Genomic DNA, 15,994 nt, shown 5'->3' with positions numbered 1-15,994 from the left:
GCCTTAATACTGATTGGCGATAGGATATTCCATTGATCCAAAACGGATTTGGATATGCGCAGAACGGTAAAGCGCCGCGTTGTTATCCCTCGAGCCAGGCCTTCAGACGAATGGCGTCACGGTAGTGGCCGTAGCGCGGCTGCGCGCCGAGCAGGATCATCACCACCGGTTGTCCTTTGATGGTGGTGCGCATCACCAGGCAGTGGCCGGCCTCGTCGGTAAAGCCGGTTTTCTGCAGCTGAATCTGCCAGGCCGGGTTATTGATCAGGCCGTTGGAGCTGCGGTAGACCAGCTGGCCGCGGCCAGGGCGCACGATCTGCTGCTTGTCGGTGCTGAAGCGGCGAATCGACTGATAGCGATAGGCGTGATTGACCATCTTCAGCAGATCGTTGGCGGTCGCTACATTGCGCGGCGTCAGCCCGGTCGGATCGTAGAAGCGGGCGCGTTTCATGCCGATGGCGCGCGCTTTCTGGTTCATTTTCGCCACGAAGGCTTTGCGCCCGCCGGGATAGCTGCGGCTCAGCGCCGCAGCGGCGCGGTTCTCCGAAGACATCAGGGCGATGTGCAGCATGTCGCGGCGGCTGAGCACCGAGCCGATGGTCAGGCGCGAGTGGGTTTTCTTCAGCAGATCGCGATCGGCGGCGGTGACCTTGAGCGGGCTGCTCATCGGGCGTTTGCTGTCCAGGGCGACCATGGCGGTCATCAGTTTGGTGAGCGAGGCGATCGGCAGCACGCGGTTCGGCTGCTTTTGATAGAGCGTCTTTCCGGTGCGTTGATTGACGACCAGCACCGACTTGGCATTCAGTACCAGCGGCGGCGTGGCGGCATGCACGGGCGCTAAAACGAACAGCAGGCTGAACAGGAGGGCGGCGCCGAAGCGCCGGACGGGCAGACGGAGAAAAGCGAGAGATAAAAGCATAACGACGGCAATAATGACCCTAAGTGATTAAAAAATATCAAAAGAGTCTGCCCGGCAAATGTGAAGAAAATAGGGTGATATTCGCTCAAACTGTTACAGCAGCCCGCGTTGCCGCAGGGTGAAGCGGGTGGCCTCGTTCAGATCGTACTCCGCCAGGCGCTCGCGCGGCACCCAGGCGTAGTCGTCAAACTCGTCGTTTATCGTCACGTCGCGGTTGGCGGCATGGCAGTCGAAAATCAGGTAAATCATATAGATTTGCTCGCGGCTGCCGTCGGCGAAGGTTTTGATGCGTATGTCGTCGCGGAAGGTCCAGGGCGTGATGCTGTCGAGGATCAGCGCGGCGCCCAGCTCTTCGCGCACTTCGCGTCGCAGCGCCTGTTCTATTTGCTCACCCGGCTCGACGCCGCCGCCGGACAGCGCCCACTGGCCGGGGAATACGCCCTTGTGCGCGGCCATCTTGCACAGCAGGAAGGCGTTATCGTTTTCAATCAGCGGGCAGACAATAATGCGTTGGCGCATGGAAGACTCCTGTCAAAAAACAAACCCGCAGGGTATCAGGTTTGGCGGCGCAGAACAGGCAGCCGGATCGCGTTCTGCGCGACAGCAAAATTTTTTTGTTCCGCAGCGCTTAACGTCTTGATAAAGGAGTAATCTGGCGGGGTTGCGAATTCACTTAAGAGGGAACTTTATGAATTACCAGGTGGTGCCGTTTTGGTTTTACTCCGGCAAGGTTCTGCTGGCGGTAGTGGCCGCGATCGGATTGGGGCTGTGTGGCGTCAACGCGGCGATTTTTTACTGCCTGCTGTTCGGGATTGCCTGGCCGGTCGCCGTTTCGATGCGGTTGCATCAGTGGGTGGAAAAGGGCGTGGCAATGAATCCCCGGCAGGCTTCGCAGTGGATGGTCTATGTGCAGGGCATTCCGGTACAGGAAACCCGCCAGGTGTTAACCAATCCCTGTTTTGCCTTGGAAAATCAGATGCGCACCTTTTTTCTGCGCGCTTTTGCCGGGAAAGCGGTGCTGCAGATGGCGCTGTTGCTGCTGTTGATCGCGCAGCTGGCGGCGGTGGCTAATCCGTGGATCGCCTCGGCCGGCGCAATGTTTGGCGCCTGGCTGGTGTACCGATCCGTCGACGGTACGCGCGCCTTGCGCGAAGTGGCCCGGCAAAGCTGGGTCAGCGAGCGGCTGGTCACCGCACATGACACGGTCTGGTATCGGGCGACGTTTAACGGCCGTAAAGGGACGATGGCGGCGCTGGATCGTTTGTTGGCATGGTGAAAACATGAAAACAGAGGCGCGCTGCGCCTCTGCGTCGGCGTCAGTAGATTTCCGGCACCACCATATTGTCCGGCACCGGGCTACGGTGATATTCCGGGCTGCGTTTGCGCTGCGGTAGTGTGATGACGTTGCCTTCGGCTTCCTCATAAGGCACCTGTTGCAGCAGATGGGTGATGCAGTTCAAACGGGCCTTTTTCTTGTCGACGCCCTGAACTACCCACCAGGGGGCCTCGGGAATGTTAGTGCGCGCTAACATGATCTCTTTGGCCTCGGTGTAGTCTTCCCAGCGGCGGCGGCTTTCCAGATCCATCGGGCTGAGCTTCCACTGTTTGAGCGGATCGTGAATGCGGCTGAGGAAACGCAGCTCCTGCTCCTCATCGGTGATCGAGAACCAATATTTGACGATTTGAATGCCGCTGCGCGTCAGCATTTTTTCGAATTCCGGCACGCTGCGGAAAAACTCTTCGTACTCGTCGTCGTTGCAAAACCCCATCACGCGTTCCACACCGGCGCGGTTATACCAGCTGCGGTCGAACAGCACCATTTCGCCGGCGGCGGGCAAATGCGCGATATAGCGCTGAAAATACCACTGGGTGCGTTCGCGATCGTTCGGCGCCGGCAGCGCCGCCACGCGGCAGGTACGCGGGTTGAGGCGCTGGGTGATGCGTTTGATCACGCCGCCCTTGCCGGCGGCGTCGCGGCCTTCGAAGATGATCACCAGCCGGTGGCCGGTGCGCAGCACCCAGTCCTGCAGCTTCACCAGTTCGCCCTGCAGGCGCAGCAGCTCGCGGAAGTATTGCTTGCGCCAGGCCTTTTTCTGGTCGCTGTCCACTTCCGCCGCGTCGAAGCGCAGGTCGTCCAGCTCCATTTCCAGCTCTTCGTCGTAGCTGTCGTAAAACTCTTGCAGCAGGCGCTGATTGAAACCGTCGTCGCGGTTGACTTCATGCATGGTCATCAGATGTTCTCCGTGTCAGCCCGGTATTAGAAATGGTTGAAGATCCAGTACAGCACCGCCGACAGCAGCACCGAGGCCGGCAGCGTCAGCACCCAGGCCATCAGCAGATTGCGCAGGGTGGTCATCTGCAGGCCAGAGCGGTTGGCCGCCATGGTGCCGGCGATGCCGGACGACAGTACGTGGGTGGTCGAAACCGGCAGGCCGAAGGCATCGGCCGCGCCGATGGTGGTCATCGCTACCAGTTCGGCACTGGCGCCCTGGGCGTAGGTCAGGTGTGATTTACCGATCTTTTCGCCCACCGTCACCACGATGCGGCGCCAGCCGACCATGGTGCCGAGCCCCAGCGCAATCGCCACCACCACTTTCACCCAGAAGGGAATGAAGCGGGTGGCGCTGTCGAGTTCTCCCTTCAGCGCGTCGAGGTTGCGCTGCGCGTCGGGATTGATCTGCAGCTGATGCTCCGCCTTCAGGTGCTTGATGGTCTCGGACGCCAGGTACATGTCGTTGCGGGTGTTGGACACCGCCTGCGCCGGGATCTTATCGACCGAGCCGTATTGCCGGATTTGATCGCCGATCGCGCCGGTCAGTTGCGCCAACGCGGGTACGACTTCCGGCGTCAGTTCGCTGGTGCGCACATAGCCGGTCAGTACCTCGCGTGGCGGCGTTTGGCCGCTGGCCGGGAACTGGCGCAGCAGCTGGTTTTTGGTCACCTCCGCCAATGCCGCCACCCGGGGAATTTGCTCCGGCGGCATCGAGCGGTTCAGGGCGTAAGCGATCGGCATGGTGCCCACCAGGATCAGCATGATAAGACCCATGCCTTTCTGACCGTCGTTGGAGCCGTGGGCGAAGGAAACGCCGGTACAGGTGAGGATCAGCAGGCCGCGGATCCACAGCGGCGGCGGAGTATTGCCTTGGGGAGCGCTGTACAGCTGGCGGTTCTTGACGAACAGTTTCAGCGCCAGCAGCAGCAGGCCGGCGAAAACGAAACCGATCACCGGCGACAGCAGCAGAGCATAGCCCACCTTGATCGCCTGGCCCCAGTCCACACCGCTGGTGCCGGTGCGGCCGTGGATCAGCGCGTTAGCTACGCCGACGCCGATAATCGAGCCGATCAGCGTATGCGATGATGAGGCGGGCAGCCCGAGCCACCAGGTGCCGAGGTTCCAGATGATGGCGGAGAACAGCAGGGCGTACACCATGGCGAAGCCGTTGCCGGTGCCGGCCTGCAGGATCAGCTCGACCGGCAGCAGTGAAATGATGCCGAAGGCCACCACGCCGCTGGAAAGCAACACGCCGAGAAAGTTGAAGAAACCTGACCAGACCACGGCGACCATCGGCGACAGTGAGTGGGTGTAAATCACCGTCGCCACCGCATTGGCGGTGTCGTGGAAACCGTTGACGAATTCAAAGCCCAGCGCTATCAGCAGCGCCAGCCCCAATAATAAAAATGGAATGTAGCTGGTGTAAACGGCACCGGCGTCGTTGACGTCGTTAAATAAATTCACTCCGGCGAAGGCGATCCCCAGAATTAATAAAAACACAAAAAAAAGAACAGTGAGTCGACTGTTCTTTTGATGCAGTTTGGGCAGGCTGGATGCGGCCGGTACGCCCGTTTGAACGGCGCTGTTATCGCTCATAATGACCTTCCTGAGAGGGTTGAATGCGGTAGCTGTCGCCTGAAAAGTATTCTGAATTAATGTGGCTTTTTTATGACGAAAATATTAATCATCGCGAACGGTGAAAATCATTAACGCCGATAAATAAAGATTGCTATAACAGCGGGAACGGTCTTGAGTTAACGGCAATAGGCGGGATAAGGCGTTATGGTGCAACGGTTAGCGGAAAAGATGCACAAACTGGATTTTGATGATGAAGTGACCGGGCTGATCTACGGCCATGTGTTTCGTTCCGGTGAGCCGCCGGCGCGCCTGAACTCGCAGCAGGTTTGCCAGGCCTACCAGGCATTGCCGCCCGGCGATGGTTTTATCTGGCTGCACCTTAATCTCAACCACGCGGCGGCGGAGAAGTGGCTGAAAAACCATTTCGCCATTTCCGATTTTTTCTTTCACGAAATTCGCCACGGCTCCCACACCACGCGCATCGAGCGCCAGGGCGACGATCTGTTCGCGGTGCTCAACGACGTGATCTTCCACCCCGAGGAGAGCAACCCGGAGACGGCGACGCTGTGGCTCTATTGCTGCCGAGGGCTGGTGGTCACCGTGCGGCACAAACCGGTGCGGCTCATTGAACGGCTGCTCGGCCGCCTGACGGCGCTGCAGCTGGCCTCATCCACCGAACTGCTGGCACATCTGCTGGAAGAGCAGGAGGACGTGCTGGAACAGGTGGTGCGGCAGGCCAACCAGTATGTCGATACCATTGAGGATCGCCTGCTGACCAGCCGCGTCAAACGCAACCGTGCCGAGCTGGGACGTATGCGCCGCATGTTATTACGCTTTCAGCGCCTGTTGGCGCCCGAGCCGGCCGCGCTGTTTCGCCTCTTGAACCGGCCGCCGACCTGGCTGAGCCGCGAAGTGGTGCAGGATCTGCGACAGTTTACCGAAGAGTTCACCGTGGTGTTGAACGATCTCGCCAGCCTGACCGAACGGATCCGGCTGCTGCAGGAGGAGTTGGGCGCCAAGTTGATGGAGCAGAACAACCGCACGCTCTACACGCTGACGGTGATTACCGTGCTGGCATTGCCGATCAATATCGTCGCCGGTTTCTTCGGTATGAACGTGGGGGGGATCCCGCTGGCCAGCAATCACCACGGTTTTATCCTACTGGTGTTGCTGGTCGGCAGTTTTACGCTGATCGCCGGTTATCTGGCGTTCAGACGCAGGGATGAGACGTAATTACAGGCGGGCGCGGTACTCTTCTTCCAGCCGGGCATGGGTGCTCCAGAACGGCTGTGGCGCCCGATCGTGCAGGCGATCCAGCAAAATATCCAGATGGGTGTGCCAGCCGCCGGCGACGCTGAGCATCTCGTCGCGGTTGGCCAAGCGACGGTGGGTCACCGTCAGCAGCACGGCATCTCCCTGTTCCGTCAGCTCGAAGGTCACCTCGGAAGGGCGGCCCTGATCCTGCTCGGCCCAGGTAAAGCTCAACAGGCGCGGCGGGAACAGGCAGGTGATATGGCCGCGGTTGCTGACGCAGCCGCCATGCTGTTTGTACTTGGCCGGCGGTTGTTCGTGTTCGCCCGCCAGATCGGAGTTGCGAAACTCCAGCTCCAGCGGCGCACCGTTTTCCAACGTCATGGCCCCGGCCGCCAGCCAGGTGGCGCGCTTGTCGGATTCGGTCAGGTAAGCCCACACTCGCTCGATGGGGCCGGGCAGCAGCCGCTGGATGCGCAGCGTGCCGGGTTCGATAATCATGCCGTAATCATTCATGGTTCACTCCTTGGGAGGAAGCTGTTCGGGCTGCAGCAGCGCCTGTTCGAGCATAGCCAGCCGTTCAGTCCAGAAATGTTCATAGGTTTGCAGCCATTGCATGGCCTGCGCCATAGGCTCGGGTTCGAGCCGGCAGATATGGTTTCTTCCTTGCACGGTGCGTTGCACCAGGCCCGCATGTTCCAGTGCTTTCACGTGCTTGGAGGCGCCGGCGAACGACATCTGCAACGGCGCGGCCAGTTCGCCGATGCTGCGTTCACCGCCGGCCAGCGCGCGCAGCATCGAGCGGCGGGTCGGATCGGCCAGCGCATGAAAAATGGCGTCCAGCTGTGAGGAAGATAATTCAACCATATGGTTGAATATAGAACAGGCGGGCTAATATTCAACCGTTTTGTTGAATATTTTTGCTCCACGGCACACACGCCCGTCGGGGCGGGTTAAAACTCGACGTCCTCCAGGCTGAAGAACGCCGTTTGATCGTTGTAGGAGAAGATTTCGCCGTAACGGCCCCAGTTGATCACCGTATCCAGCGTCTCTTTGGCGGCGCTGTCCGACAGCGAATCCTCCAGCTCCTGCTCGAAACGCACGCGTGGTGCGCGGTGTCCCGGCCGTTCGTCCAACACGTTTTTGATCAGCGCGGCCAGCGGCACATAGCGCAGCAGATGCTCCGCGAACAGCACTTTGCGCGCCTGAACGTCGCCGTCGGCGAAGGCGCGTGCCGGCGGCGTCAGGAAGATGTCGCCTTCGCGCACGTCGGCGAAGCCCAGCGACTGCAGCACTTCGGCGATGGGGAACAGCTCATCGACCTCCAGATGCAGCGAGAGGGCGATCTCCGGCATGTCGGCGCGGCCGAAATAGGGCGCGGCGGCCAGGGTTTCGATCAGGCCGGCGATCAGGTTGGTGGACACGTGCGGCAGTCGGGTGCCGAACTTCAGCCCCTTTTTGACGTTGCCGTCGGTCGGGCGGGCGGTCATCTTGGCGTACACGTCGTCCACCAGGCGGCGGAACTGCGGATCCAGCCGGTTGCGCGGGTGGCTGAACGGCACCTTGATTTCGGCGATCACCCGGCCGGGGTTGGAAGAGAGCAGCAGAATGCGATCGCACATGAAGACCGCTTCCTCGATGTTGTGCGTGACGATCAGCACCGATTTGATCGGCATTCGCCCCTCGGTCCACAGATCCAGCAGGTCGGTACGCAGCGTTTCGGCGGTCAACACATCCAGCGCCGAGAACGGCTCATCCATCAGCAGCAGCGTCGGATCCACCACCAACGCGCGCGCGAAGCCTACGCGCTGGCGCATACCGCCGGAAAGTTCGCGCGGGTAGGCGTTTTCGAAGCCGTCCAGGCCGATAAGATCGATGGCCGCCAATGCCCGCTCGCGCCGTTCGGCAGGGGCGACGCCCAGCGCCTCGAGGCCGGCCTCAACGTTTTGCAGCACCGTCAGCCAGGGGAACAGCGCGAAGGTTTGAAACACCATGGCGACGCCTTTGGCGGGGCCGTTCAGCGGCTGCCCCAGGTAGTTCACCGTCCCGGCGGTGGGGGTAACCAGGCCGGCGATGATGCGCAGCAGCGTCGATTTGCCCGAGCCGGAGCGGCCCAGCAACCCGACGATCTCGCCCGCCCGCAGCGACAGATTGACCCCGTCGAGGATCAGCAGCTCGCCATGTGCCTTGTCATAGCCATGGCTGACCGCGTTGACCGCTAAAATTTCCTCGCCGGGCGAGTGCGTCGCCTGCGTTGGGTGAAGGTCTGACATCTGAACGGTTCCTTAATCGATGCGGAAGCGGGATTCGGCGTAGGCGTAAAGCGGGCGCCACAGCAGACGGTTGAATAGCGTGACGAACAGCGACATCACGGCGATGCCTAAAATGATCTTGGGGAAATCGCCGGCGGCGGTGGTTTCGGCGATGTAGGCACCCAGCCCGTGCGCCTTCACCTGGGTGCTTCCCCATTGCACGAACTCCGCCACGATGCTGGCGTTCCAGGCGCCGCCCGACGCGGTGATGGCGCCGGTGATGTAATAGGGGAAGATGCCCGGCAGCATCACCTGGCGCCACCATTGCCAACCGCGAATGTGAAAATTGGCGGCGGCCTCGCGGTAGTCGTTGGGCAACGCGGTGGCGCCGGCCACCACGTTGAACAGAATGTACCACTGGGTGCCCAACACGATCAGCGGCGACAGCCAGATATCGGGGTTCAGCCGGAAGTGGACGATGGTGATGACGAACACCGGGAACAGCAGGTTGGCCGGAAACGCGGCCAGAAACTGGGCGATGGGTTGGATTTTCCCGGCCAGCGTCGGGCGCAGGCCGATCAACACGCCGAGCGGCACCCAGATCAGCGACGACAGGGCGATCAGCACCGTCACGCGCAGCAGCGTGATCAGCCCTAGCACCATCACATGGCCCACGTCATTGAGCGTCACGCCGGTTTGTACATAGAGAATGACGCGCCAGGCGATCGCCAGCGTCAGCAGGATGACGATGGCGCTCCAACCCCGATCGATCATGCGCGAACGCCGCTGCCGTTGGGCGCTATTGCCGCGGCGTAACGGCCGGGCGGGCAGGCTCAGTTTCAGGCGCGCGGTTTTGGCCAGCAGCGCGCCCAGCGGCGTCAGCAGCAGGTGGATCAGGCGCGTGCGGCGCATCAGGTTCAACAGCCAGGAAGTGGGGGCGCTCGCCGAGCGGGTGGTTTCCATGCGGAATTTGTCCGCCCATGCCACCAATGGCCGGAACAGCAGCTGATCGTAGGCCAGGATAACCACCGTCATGGTGAGCAGCACCCAACCTATCGCGGGCAGATCCTGGCTGAGGATCGCCTGCGCGAGATACGCGCCGATGCCCGGCAGCGTAAAGGTATTGTTGCCGACGGTGATCGCTTCCGACGCCACGATAAAGAACCAGCCGCCGGACATCGACATCATCATGTTCCAGATCAGCCCCGGCATGGCGAACGGCGCGTCCAGCTTCCAGAAACGTTGCCACGGACTGAGATGGAAGCCGCGCGCCACTTCTTGCAGATCGCGCGGCACGGTGCGCAGCGACTGATAGAAGCTGAAGGTCATATTCCACGCCTGGCTGGTGAAGATGGCGAACATCGCCGCCAGCTCGACCCCCAGCACCCGGCCGGGGAACAGCGCGATGAAAAAGGTGACGGTGAAAGAGATGTAGCCGAGTACCGGCACCGACTGCAGGATATCGAGGATCGGCACCAGCACCTTTTCGGCGCGCCGGCTCTTGGCCGCCAGGGTCCCGTAGACCAGCGAGAACGCCAGCGCGGCCACCATCGCCACCAGCATGCGCAGCGTGGTGCGCAGGGCGTATTCCGGCAGGTTGGCGGGATCGAGCGATATCGCCTGCGTTTTCAGCGTGACGATCGGTTGCAGGGTTTGATGCAGGCCGATGGCCATCATGGCGATCAGGCCGATGATCAGCGGAAAGGCGATGACGTCCCAGCCATTGGGCAGCAGGCGCCGGGCGGAAACATGGGTGTTGAGCCGGACGTTCATTTCACTTCTCCCACGGCGGGCGCAAACAAGAAAGTGACAATCGCATAAGGACTATAGACCATCCGGCTCGGCCGATTCTAAACCGTTGCTCACCGGCGGCGGTTTCTGTGCCGCAAACGGGCGATACTGTCACTGGCGAAGATGACGGTTAAGTTATGCTTATCGCTGCCGAGCGAGTGGCGCGGCGGCAATAAAGTGACAATAATTCCAACTCACTGTGCAAGGCTAAGGAGCAAGCAGATGTCTGTCGGCAATGATACGGAAACCTCGAACAAGACCGGCCTGGCGCCGTTGGCGCTGGGCGCTTTGGGCGTGGTGTTCGGCGATATCGGCACCAGCCCGTTGTACACCCTGAAAACCGTGCTGTTTCTCTCCGGCGATGCGCCGTCGGCGCCGGTGATCCTTGGCCTGCTGTCGCTGATTTTCTGGACGCTGGTGATCGTCACCTCGCTCAAATACGCCATGTTCGCCATGCGCATCGGCAACCGCGGCGAGGGCGGCATCATGGCGCTGATGTCGCTGCTGGTCAGCAGGCGGAAATCCCGGCCGCTGGTGCTGTTCGCCGGCCTGTTCGGCGCGGCGTTGATCTACGGCGACGGCGCCATCACGCCGGCCATCTCGGTGCTCTCCGCCCTCGAGGGGCTGAATATCGTGCTGCCGGCGTCGCAGCCCTACATTCTGCCGGCGGCGGTGGTGATTTTGCTCAGCCTGTTCGCCATTCAGCCGCTGGGTACCGCACGTATCGGCCGCGTGTTCGGGCCGATCATGGCGCTGTGGTTTCTGTCGATCGCCGCGCTGGGCGTGTGGGGCATCACCCAGCACCCGGCGGTGCTGCTGGCGCTGAACCCGATGTACGGCATTCATTTCCTGTTCTCGAACGGGCTGACCAGTTTCCTGGTGCTGGGCGGCGTGTTTCTGTGCGTCACCGGCGCCGAAGCGCTGTACGCCGACATGGGGCACTTCGGCAAACGGCCGATTTGGCTGGCCTGGTTCGGCATCGTTTTTCCCAGCCTGTTGCTCAACTACGCCGGCCAGGCCGCGCTGATTTTGGCCGGCGCCGACGTCACGCAGAACATCTTCTTCCGCCTGTGCCCGCCGGCGCTGCTGATCCCGTTGGTGATCCTGGCCACGCTGGCGACGATCATCGCCAGCCAGGCGATCATCAGCGGCGCGTTTTCGATGACCCGCCAGGCAATCCAGCTGGGGTGGCTGCCGCGGCTGCGGGTTAAACAAACCACCGAGGAAAGCTATGGGCAGATCTACATCGGCGCCATCAACTGGCTGCTGATGGTGGTGACGCTGTTCCTGACGGTGTTCTTCAAATCCTCGGACAATCTGGCCGCCGCCTACGGCATCGCCGTCTCGTTGACCATGATCATGACCACCGGCTTGCTGTTCGTGGCGATGCGCGAGGTGTGGCGCTGGGGGCTGGCCGCCAGCCTGTTGGTGGCAGGGTGTTTCTTCGTGGTCGATCTGAGCTTCCTGACGGCCAACCTGACCAAGGTGTTGCAGGGCGGTTACATCCCGCTGCTGCTGGCCGCCGCGGTCTATACCGTGATGCTGATCTGGCATCGCGGGGTGCTGGCGGCCGTGCGCACCCTCGGCGAGACGACGGTGCCGATCGCGGATTTCCTGGCGAAAATCCAGCGTGAATCCGTGCCGCGGGTGCCGGGCACCGCGGTCTTTCTCACCCGCAGCCTGCAGGGCACGCCGCCGGTAATGAAATGGCACGTCAAACGCAACGGCTCGCTGCACGCCAACGTGCTGGCGCTGACCATTGCCATCGTCAATGAACCGCGGGTATCGAATGCCGAACGCCTGGTGATGCGCGAACTGGCGCCGGGGTTTTGGTGCGGCGTGGCCAGCTACGGCTTTATGGAGCGGCCGAACATCCCGCAGCTGCTGCAGCACGTTGAGGCGCAAAAATGCGGCCTGAACTTCGACGAGGCGACTTACTATCTCGGCCATGAAACCGTGGTGCGCCGCGAGGCGAGCGACCGGTTGCCGTCCTGGCAGCGCAACCTGTTCGCGCTGATGGTGCGCAACGGCATGCACGTCACGGATTATTATTACCTGCCCAGCGATCAGGTGGTGGAGATCAGCCGCCGGGTGCCGGTATAGGCCTGGCGGGCATAAGCTACAACCCGGGATTCTTTCCACGCCGGCCGCAGTCGGCGTAGAGTGCCGCTACGTTCGATAACCACAGGGGATACCGATGCTGTTCGATTTAAACCTGCAGGCGGCCGAACTGCCTGAGGCCTGGCGTTCTACCGTGCTGGGCCGCGTCGGTGCGGCCAATATCAAAGTGCTGCGCATGGATGAGCGCAGCATTGCGGATGAAGTGCATGATTACAGCGAAGGGCTGCTGGTGATCCGCGGGCAGCTGCGGCTGCAGGTGGCGGGGGAAACGATTGTGGTGCAGGCCGGCCAGCTGTATCAGGCCGCGGCCGGCGTGCCGCACCGCGTGTTGCCGGGCAGCGAAGGCACGCTGGTGATTTTCGATCTGCCGGAAGATTAAGCGTCGCCCAGGGCGGTGAGCGCCACCTTGACCGCCGCCAACAGTCGCGCTTCAGTGACGCCGTCACGCGCCTGAATCGACAGGCCGTGCAGGAAGACGGCGAAAAAGTCCCCCAGGCTGTCGGCGTCGGTGCCGGTCGGCAGTTCGCCGGCTTGCACCGCCTGCCGCAGCCGTTCGACGATCTGCTGGGTGCGCTGCAACCGATGCTCAGCCAGCCAGGTTTTGAGCCCGTCGTTCTCCGCACTGACGCTGGCGGCGGAGGAGACCACCATGCAACCCTGCGGCAAATCCGGCCGGCTGTAGAGCCGCACGGCATCTTCCAGCATACGTTGGATCGCCGGGCGAACGCCGCTTTCCTGCGCGAAGGCGCGATCGGCGAAGCCGCCTTCCTCGGTTTCATAACTGACGATCGCCTCGCGGAACAGCTGCTCTTTGGAGCCGAACGCCTTGTAGATGCGTGCGGAAGCAATGCCCAATTCTGCCACCAGATCCGACATCGAGGTGCCTTCGTAACCCTGTCGCCAGAATAAGTTTCGCGCCTTCAAGAGCGCCTGTTCGCGGTCGAACTCGCGCGGTCTGCCTGCCATTCACTGCTCCAATTTACCTGCCATTCAGCGACATAGGATCGCTTAAATCGGCGGGAATACCAATGTCTTTATAAATTTCGCTTGCGGTCATCGCGCTTTGCTCCTATTGTTTGTCAATCGACAACTAATTGGAGTTTACGATGAAAACCCTCAAAGGTCCAAGCCTGCATCTCGCGCAGTTCAGCGATGAGACAGCGCCGTTCAATAGCCTGCCCGCCATCGCCGAATGGGCGGCGCAGACCGGCTTTAGCGCGCTGCAGATCCCGGCCTGGGATCGGCGTTTATTCGACGTGGCCACCGCCGCGGAAAGCCAAACTTACTGCGACGATCTGACCGGCATGTTGGCGGAACAGGGGTTGGTGGTCAGCGAATTGACCAGCCATATCTTCGGCCAACTGATGGCGGTACACCCGGCTTACGATGCGCTGTTTGACAGCTTCGCGCCGCCGGCGCTGCAGGGCAATCCGCAGGCGCGCGGCGAGTGGGCGCGGCAGCAAATGCTGTTGGCGGTGAAGGCGTCGGCGCGGCTCGGGCTCAGCGAACTGGGTACCTTTTCCGGTTCGCTGGCCTGGCCCTATCTGTTTCCGTTCCCACAGCGTCCGGAAGGACTGATCGATACCGCGTTCGACGAGCTTGCCAGGCGCTGGCTGCCGGTGCTTAACGCCTGCGATGAGCAGGGGATCAACCTGTGTTACGAAATTCACCCGAGCGAGGATCTGCACGACGGCGTGACATTCGAAATGTTTCATGAGCGCGTCGGCCATCATCCGCGCTGCCGGGTGCTGTTCGACCCGAGCCATATGGTGCTGCAGCAGCTCAACTATTTGGAGTTTATCGATATCTATAAAGAGGTTATCGGCATGTTCCACGTCAAGGACGCCGAGTTCAATCCGACCGGTCGGCAGGGGATTTACGGCGGCTATCAATCCTGGATCGATCGCGCCGGCCGCTTCCGCTCGCTGGGCGACGGCCAGGTCGATTTCAACGGCATCTTTTCACGCCTGACGCAGTACGGTTATTCGGGCTGGGCGGCGCTGGAGTGGGAATGTTGCCTGAAAAACCCGCAGGATGGCGCACGCGAAGGCGCAGCGTTCATTCGCGATCGCATTATCCACGTCACCGACAAAGTGTTCGATGACTTCGCCGGCGCGCCGGTCAACCCACAGCAGATCAATGCCTTGCTCGGCATTCGCTGAGCCTAATCCTTCAGGGAGTCACCCCATGCAACACCTACAGAACGAGGTCCCGTTGGCGGATCTCGCGGCGGAACACGTCTATCTCCAGGTCAACGGCCGGCGCCTTCACTGCGTGGTGGCCGGTGAAGGGCGGCCGGTGCTGCTGATCCCCGGCTGGCCGCAAACCTGGTACACCTGGCGCCATGTGATGCAAGCGCTGGCGGCGGCCGGTTTTCAGGCGATCGCCGTCGATCCGCCGGGCATCGGCGATTCTGACAAGCCCGCTGGCGGCTACGACACCGGCAGCATTGGTGCAGCGTTGCACGCGATGATGGCGCTGCTGGGCCATGAACGTTACCAACTGGTTGGCCACGACATCGGCATGTGGATCGGTTACGCCATGGCGAGCGATTTCCCGCAGGCGGTGGAACGCCTGGTGCTGACGGAGGCGGTGATCCCCGGGCTGGCGCCGCCGCCGCCGATCTTCGTCGCGCCGGAGGAGAACATCTTCCTGTGGCATTTCATGTTCAACCAACTGGCGGATTTACCGGAGACCCTGACCCAGGGGCGTGAGCAGGAGTATCTTGGCTATATCTTCAATCGCTGGTCCTATCGGCGCGATCGGGTGGCGGCGCAGGTGTATATCACCGCCTATTCGGCGCCGGGCGGCCTGCGCGCCGGATTCGACTATTACCGGGCGATCCCGGAGACCGTGCGGCAGAACCGGCTGCGCGCCGCCACGCCCCTGACGATGCCGGTGTTGACGGTAGGGGCGGAGCACGCGACCGGTAATGCGCCGCTGACGACGCTGCGGGGCAATGCGCACGATCTGCGGGGCGAAACGGTCGCCGACTGCGGGCATTTCATTACTGAGGAGTGCCATGAGGAATTTATTGCCCTGATTACGCCGTTCCTGGCAGGAGAGCCCTATGCCGCTCGATGAACGCATCGCCGCCTTTTTGACGGCGTCGGCCGATGCGCCGCCCCCCGCGTCGCTGGCGGAAATGCGCGCGGCCACGGAAACCGGTTTACGCCGGCTGCAGGGCGAGGCGGAACCGAGCGGCGGCGTCAGGGACTATACGGTGGTCGCCGCCGATGGACACAGGATTGCGCTGCGTACTTATTTACCGGCAGGGGAAAACCGCGCAAACGCGCAGCCGGCGATGCTGTTCGCCCACGGCGGCGGCTGGTGCCTCGGTTCGCTGGCGCTGTACGATCGGCCTTGTCAGGCGCTGGCCAACGCCACCGGCCGGGTGATCCTGTCGGTCGACTACCGTCTGGCGCCGGAATACCCGTTTCCGCAGCCGCTGGAAGATGTCTACCAGACGCTCTGCTGGGTGGCGCAACAGGCGCCGCAGTTGGGGATCGACGCGCAGCGCCTGGCGGTGGGCGGCGACAGCGCCGGGGGCAACCTGGCGCCGAGCCGCTGCACGCCGCCACGCTGCGCGGGTTACCGCCGGCCACCATCCTGAGCTGCGAATATGATCCGCTGCGCGATGAGGCCGAGCAGTATGCGCAGCGGCTGCGCGAGGCGGGCGTGCCGGTGCGCTGCGAACGGTTGCCGGGCATGGTGCATGCCTGCATTCACATGCTGGGGCTGACCCCGGCGGCGCGGCGGCTGTTCGAGCTGGCTCGCGAGTAAAAAAAAGCCCCGCACTGCGGGGCTTTT

The 15,994-nt window shown here is 62.0% G+C and carries 15 protein-coding genes and 1 pseudogene; 7 read left to right on the top strand and 9 right to left on the bottom strand.

Translation table 11 applies throughout. The features are described 5' to 3' along the window. Positions 1 to 82: 82 nt before the first annotated feature. Positions 83 to 919 carry a D-alanyl-D-alanine endopeptidase gene (gene pbpG / locus ACJ8HT_RS06675; RefSeq protein WP_100395739.1) on the bottom strand — a complete coding sequence of 279 codons (837 nt, stop codon included), beginning with the start codon at positions 917 to 919 and terminating at the stop codon, positions 83 to 85. 93 nt (positions 920 to 1,012) lie between these two features. Continuing rightward, entirely contained in the window at positions 1,013 to 1,438 is a 426-nt protein-coding gene (gene nudI / locus ACJ8HT_RS06670) for a nucleoside triphosphatase NudI (RefSeq protein ID WP_197652889.1), read from the bottom strand. 169 nt (positions 1,439 to 1,607) lie between these two features. On the opposite strand from nudI, the gene ACJ8HT_RS06665 reads away from it, so the two are divergent. Continuing rightward, positions 1,608 to 2,195 carry a hypothetical protein gene (locus ACJ8HT_RS06665; protein ID WP_126179792.1) on the top strand — a complete coding sequence of 196 codons (588 nt, stop codon included), beginning with the start codon at positions 1,608 to 1,610 and terminating at the stop codon, positions 2,193 to 2,195. Between the two features lie 40 nt (positions 2,196 to 2,235). On the opposite strand, the gene ppk2 is transcribed toward ACJ8HT_RS06665, so the two are convergent. Both ppk2 and ACJ8HT_RS06655 read right to left on the bottom strand, forming a co-directional pair. Then, positions 2,236 to 3,150: a polyphosphate kinase 2 gene (ppk2, locus tag ACJ8HT_RS06660; protein WP_197652888.1), complete on the bottom strand. Its 915-nt coding sequence runs from the start codon at positions 3,148 to 3,150 to the stop codon at positions 2,236 to 2,238. A gap of 26 nt (positions 3,151 to 3,176) precedes the next feature. After that, positions 3,177 to 4,787 carry an inorganic phosphate transporter gene (locus ACJ8HT_RS06655; protein ID WP_197652887.1) on the bottom strand — a complete coding sequence of 537 codons (1,611 nt, stop codon included), beginning with the start codon at positions 4,785 to 4,787 and terminating at the stop codon, positions 3,177 to 3,179. 186 nt (positions 4,788 to 4,973) lie between these two features. Between ACJ8HT_RS06655 and ACJ8HT_RS06650 the strand changes: the two genes are divergently transcribed. Continuing rightward, positions 4,974 to 6,002 carry a transporter gene (locus tag ACJ8HT_RS06650; RefSeq protein ID WP_126179794.1) on the top strand — a complete coding sequence of 343 codons (1,029 nt, stop codon included), beginning with the start codon at positions 4,974 to 4,976 and terminating at the stop codon, positions 6,000 to 6,002. On the opposite strand, the gene ACJ8HT_RS06645 is transcribed toward ACJ8HT_RS06650, so the two are convergent. The 4 genes from ACJ8HT_RS06645 to ACJ8HT_RS06630 all read right to left on the bottom strand — a co-directional run bounded on the left by ACJ8HT_RS06645 (position 6,003) and on the right by ACJ8HT_RS06630 (position 10,045). Beyond that, positions 6,003 to 6,536 carry an SRPBCC family protein gene (locus ACJ8HT_RS06645; protein ID WP_049199710.1) on the bottom strand — a complete coding sequence of 178 codons (534 nt, stop codon included), beginning with the start codon at positions 6,534 to 6,536 and terminating at the stop codon, positions 6,003 to 6,005. Between the two features lie 3 nt (positions 6,537 to 6,539). After that, positions 6,540 to 6,887 carry an ArsR/SmtB family transcription factor gene (locus ACJ8HT_RS06640; protein ID WP_194572014.1) on the bottom strand — a complete coding sequence of 116 codons (348 nt, stop codon included), beginning with the start codon at positions 6,885 to 6,887 and terminating at the stop codon, positions 6,540 to 6,542. 86 nt (positions 6,888 to 6,973) lie between these two features. Then, positions 6,974 to 8,293 carry an ABC transporter ATP-binding protein gene (locus tag ACJ8HT_RS06635; protein WP_197652886.1) on the bottom strand — a complete coding sequence of 440 codons (1,320 nt, stop codon included), beginning with the start codon at positions 8,291 to 8,293 and terminating at the stop codon, positions 6,974 to 6,976. Between the two features lie 12 nt (positions 8,294 to 8,305). Continuing rightward, on the bottom strand, positions 8,306 to 10,045 hold the full coding sequence (locus ACJ8HT_RS06630; RefSeq protein WP_197652885.1) for an ABC transporter permease: 1,740 nt from the start codon (positions 10,043 to 10,045) through the stop codon (positions 8,306 to 8,308). Between the two features lie 240 nt (positions 10,046 to 10,285). On the opposite strand from ACJ8HT_RS06630, the gene ACJ8HT_RS06625 reads away from it, so the two are divergent. Both ACJ8HT_RS06625 and ACJ8HT_RS06620 read left to right on the top strand, forming a co-directional pair. Continuing rightward, complete coding sequence (locus ACJ8HT_RS06625; protein WP_197652884.1) at positions 10,286 to 12,166, top strand: potassium transporter Kup; 1,881 nt, start codon at positions 10,286 to 10,288, stop codon at positions 12,164 to 12,166. Between the two features lie 94 nt (positions 12,167 to 12,260). Beyond that, complete coding sequence (locus ACJ8HT_RS06620) at positions 12,261 to 12,563, top strand: cupin domain-containing protein (protein WP_047730662.1); 303 nt, start codon at positions 12,261 to 12,263, stop codon at positions 12,561 to 12,563. On the opposite strand, the gene ACJ8HT_RS06615 is transcribed toward ACJ8HT_RS06620, so the two are convergent. Continuing rightward, on the bottom strand, positions 12,560 to 13,150 hold the full coding sequence (locus tag ACJ8HT_RS06615) for a TetR/AcrR family transcriptional regulator (RefSeq protein ID WP_195873460.1): 591 nt from the start codon (positions 13,148 to 13,150) through the stop codon (positions 12,560 to 12,562). The genes ACJ8HT_RS06620 and ACJ8HT_RS06615 overlap by 4 nt on opposite strands. Positions 13,151 to 13,290: 140 nt before the next feature. Here ACJ8HT_RS06615 and ACJ8HT_RS06610 point away from each other — a divergent pair, with 140 nt between their 5' ends. The 3 genes and pseudogenes from ACJ8HT_RS06610 to ACJ8HT_RS06600 all read left to right on the top strand — a co-directional run bounded on the left by ACJ8HT_RS06610 (position 13,291) and on the right by ACJ8HT_RS06600 (position 15,967). After that, entirely contained in the window at positions 13,291 to 14,346 is a 1,056-nt protein-coding gene (locus ACJ8HT_RS06610) for a sugar phosphate isomerase/epimerase family protein (RefSeq protein WP_159318060.1), read from the top strand. Between the two features lie 25 nt (positions 14,347 to 14,371). Further along, on the top strand, positions 14,372 to 15,268 hold the full coding sequence (locus ACJ8HT_RS06605) for an alpha/beta fold hydrolase (RefSeq protein ID WP_197652883.1): 897 nt from the start codon (positions 14,372 to 14,374) through the stop codon (positions 15,266 to 15,268). After that, positions 15,255 to 15,967, top strand: a pseudogene (locus ACJ8HT_RS06600) (alpha/beta hydrolase). The gene ACJ8HT_RS06605 and the pseudogene ACJ8HT_RS06600 overlap by 14 nt, the downstream one beginning before the upstream one ends. Positions 15,968 to 15,994: the final 27 nt, after the last annotated feature.

Origin of the sequence: Serratia sp. CY44782, assembly GCF_052168715.1 — a bacterium.
Lineage (GTDB): Bacteria > Pseudomonadota > Gammaproteobacteria > Enterobacterales > Enterobacteriaceae > Serratia > Serratia nevei.
Note: the sequence above shows the minus strand (reverse complement) of the source record. Positions and strands in the feature narration are given on the sequence as shown.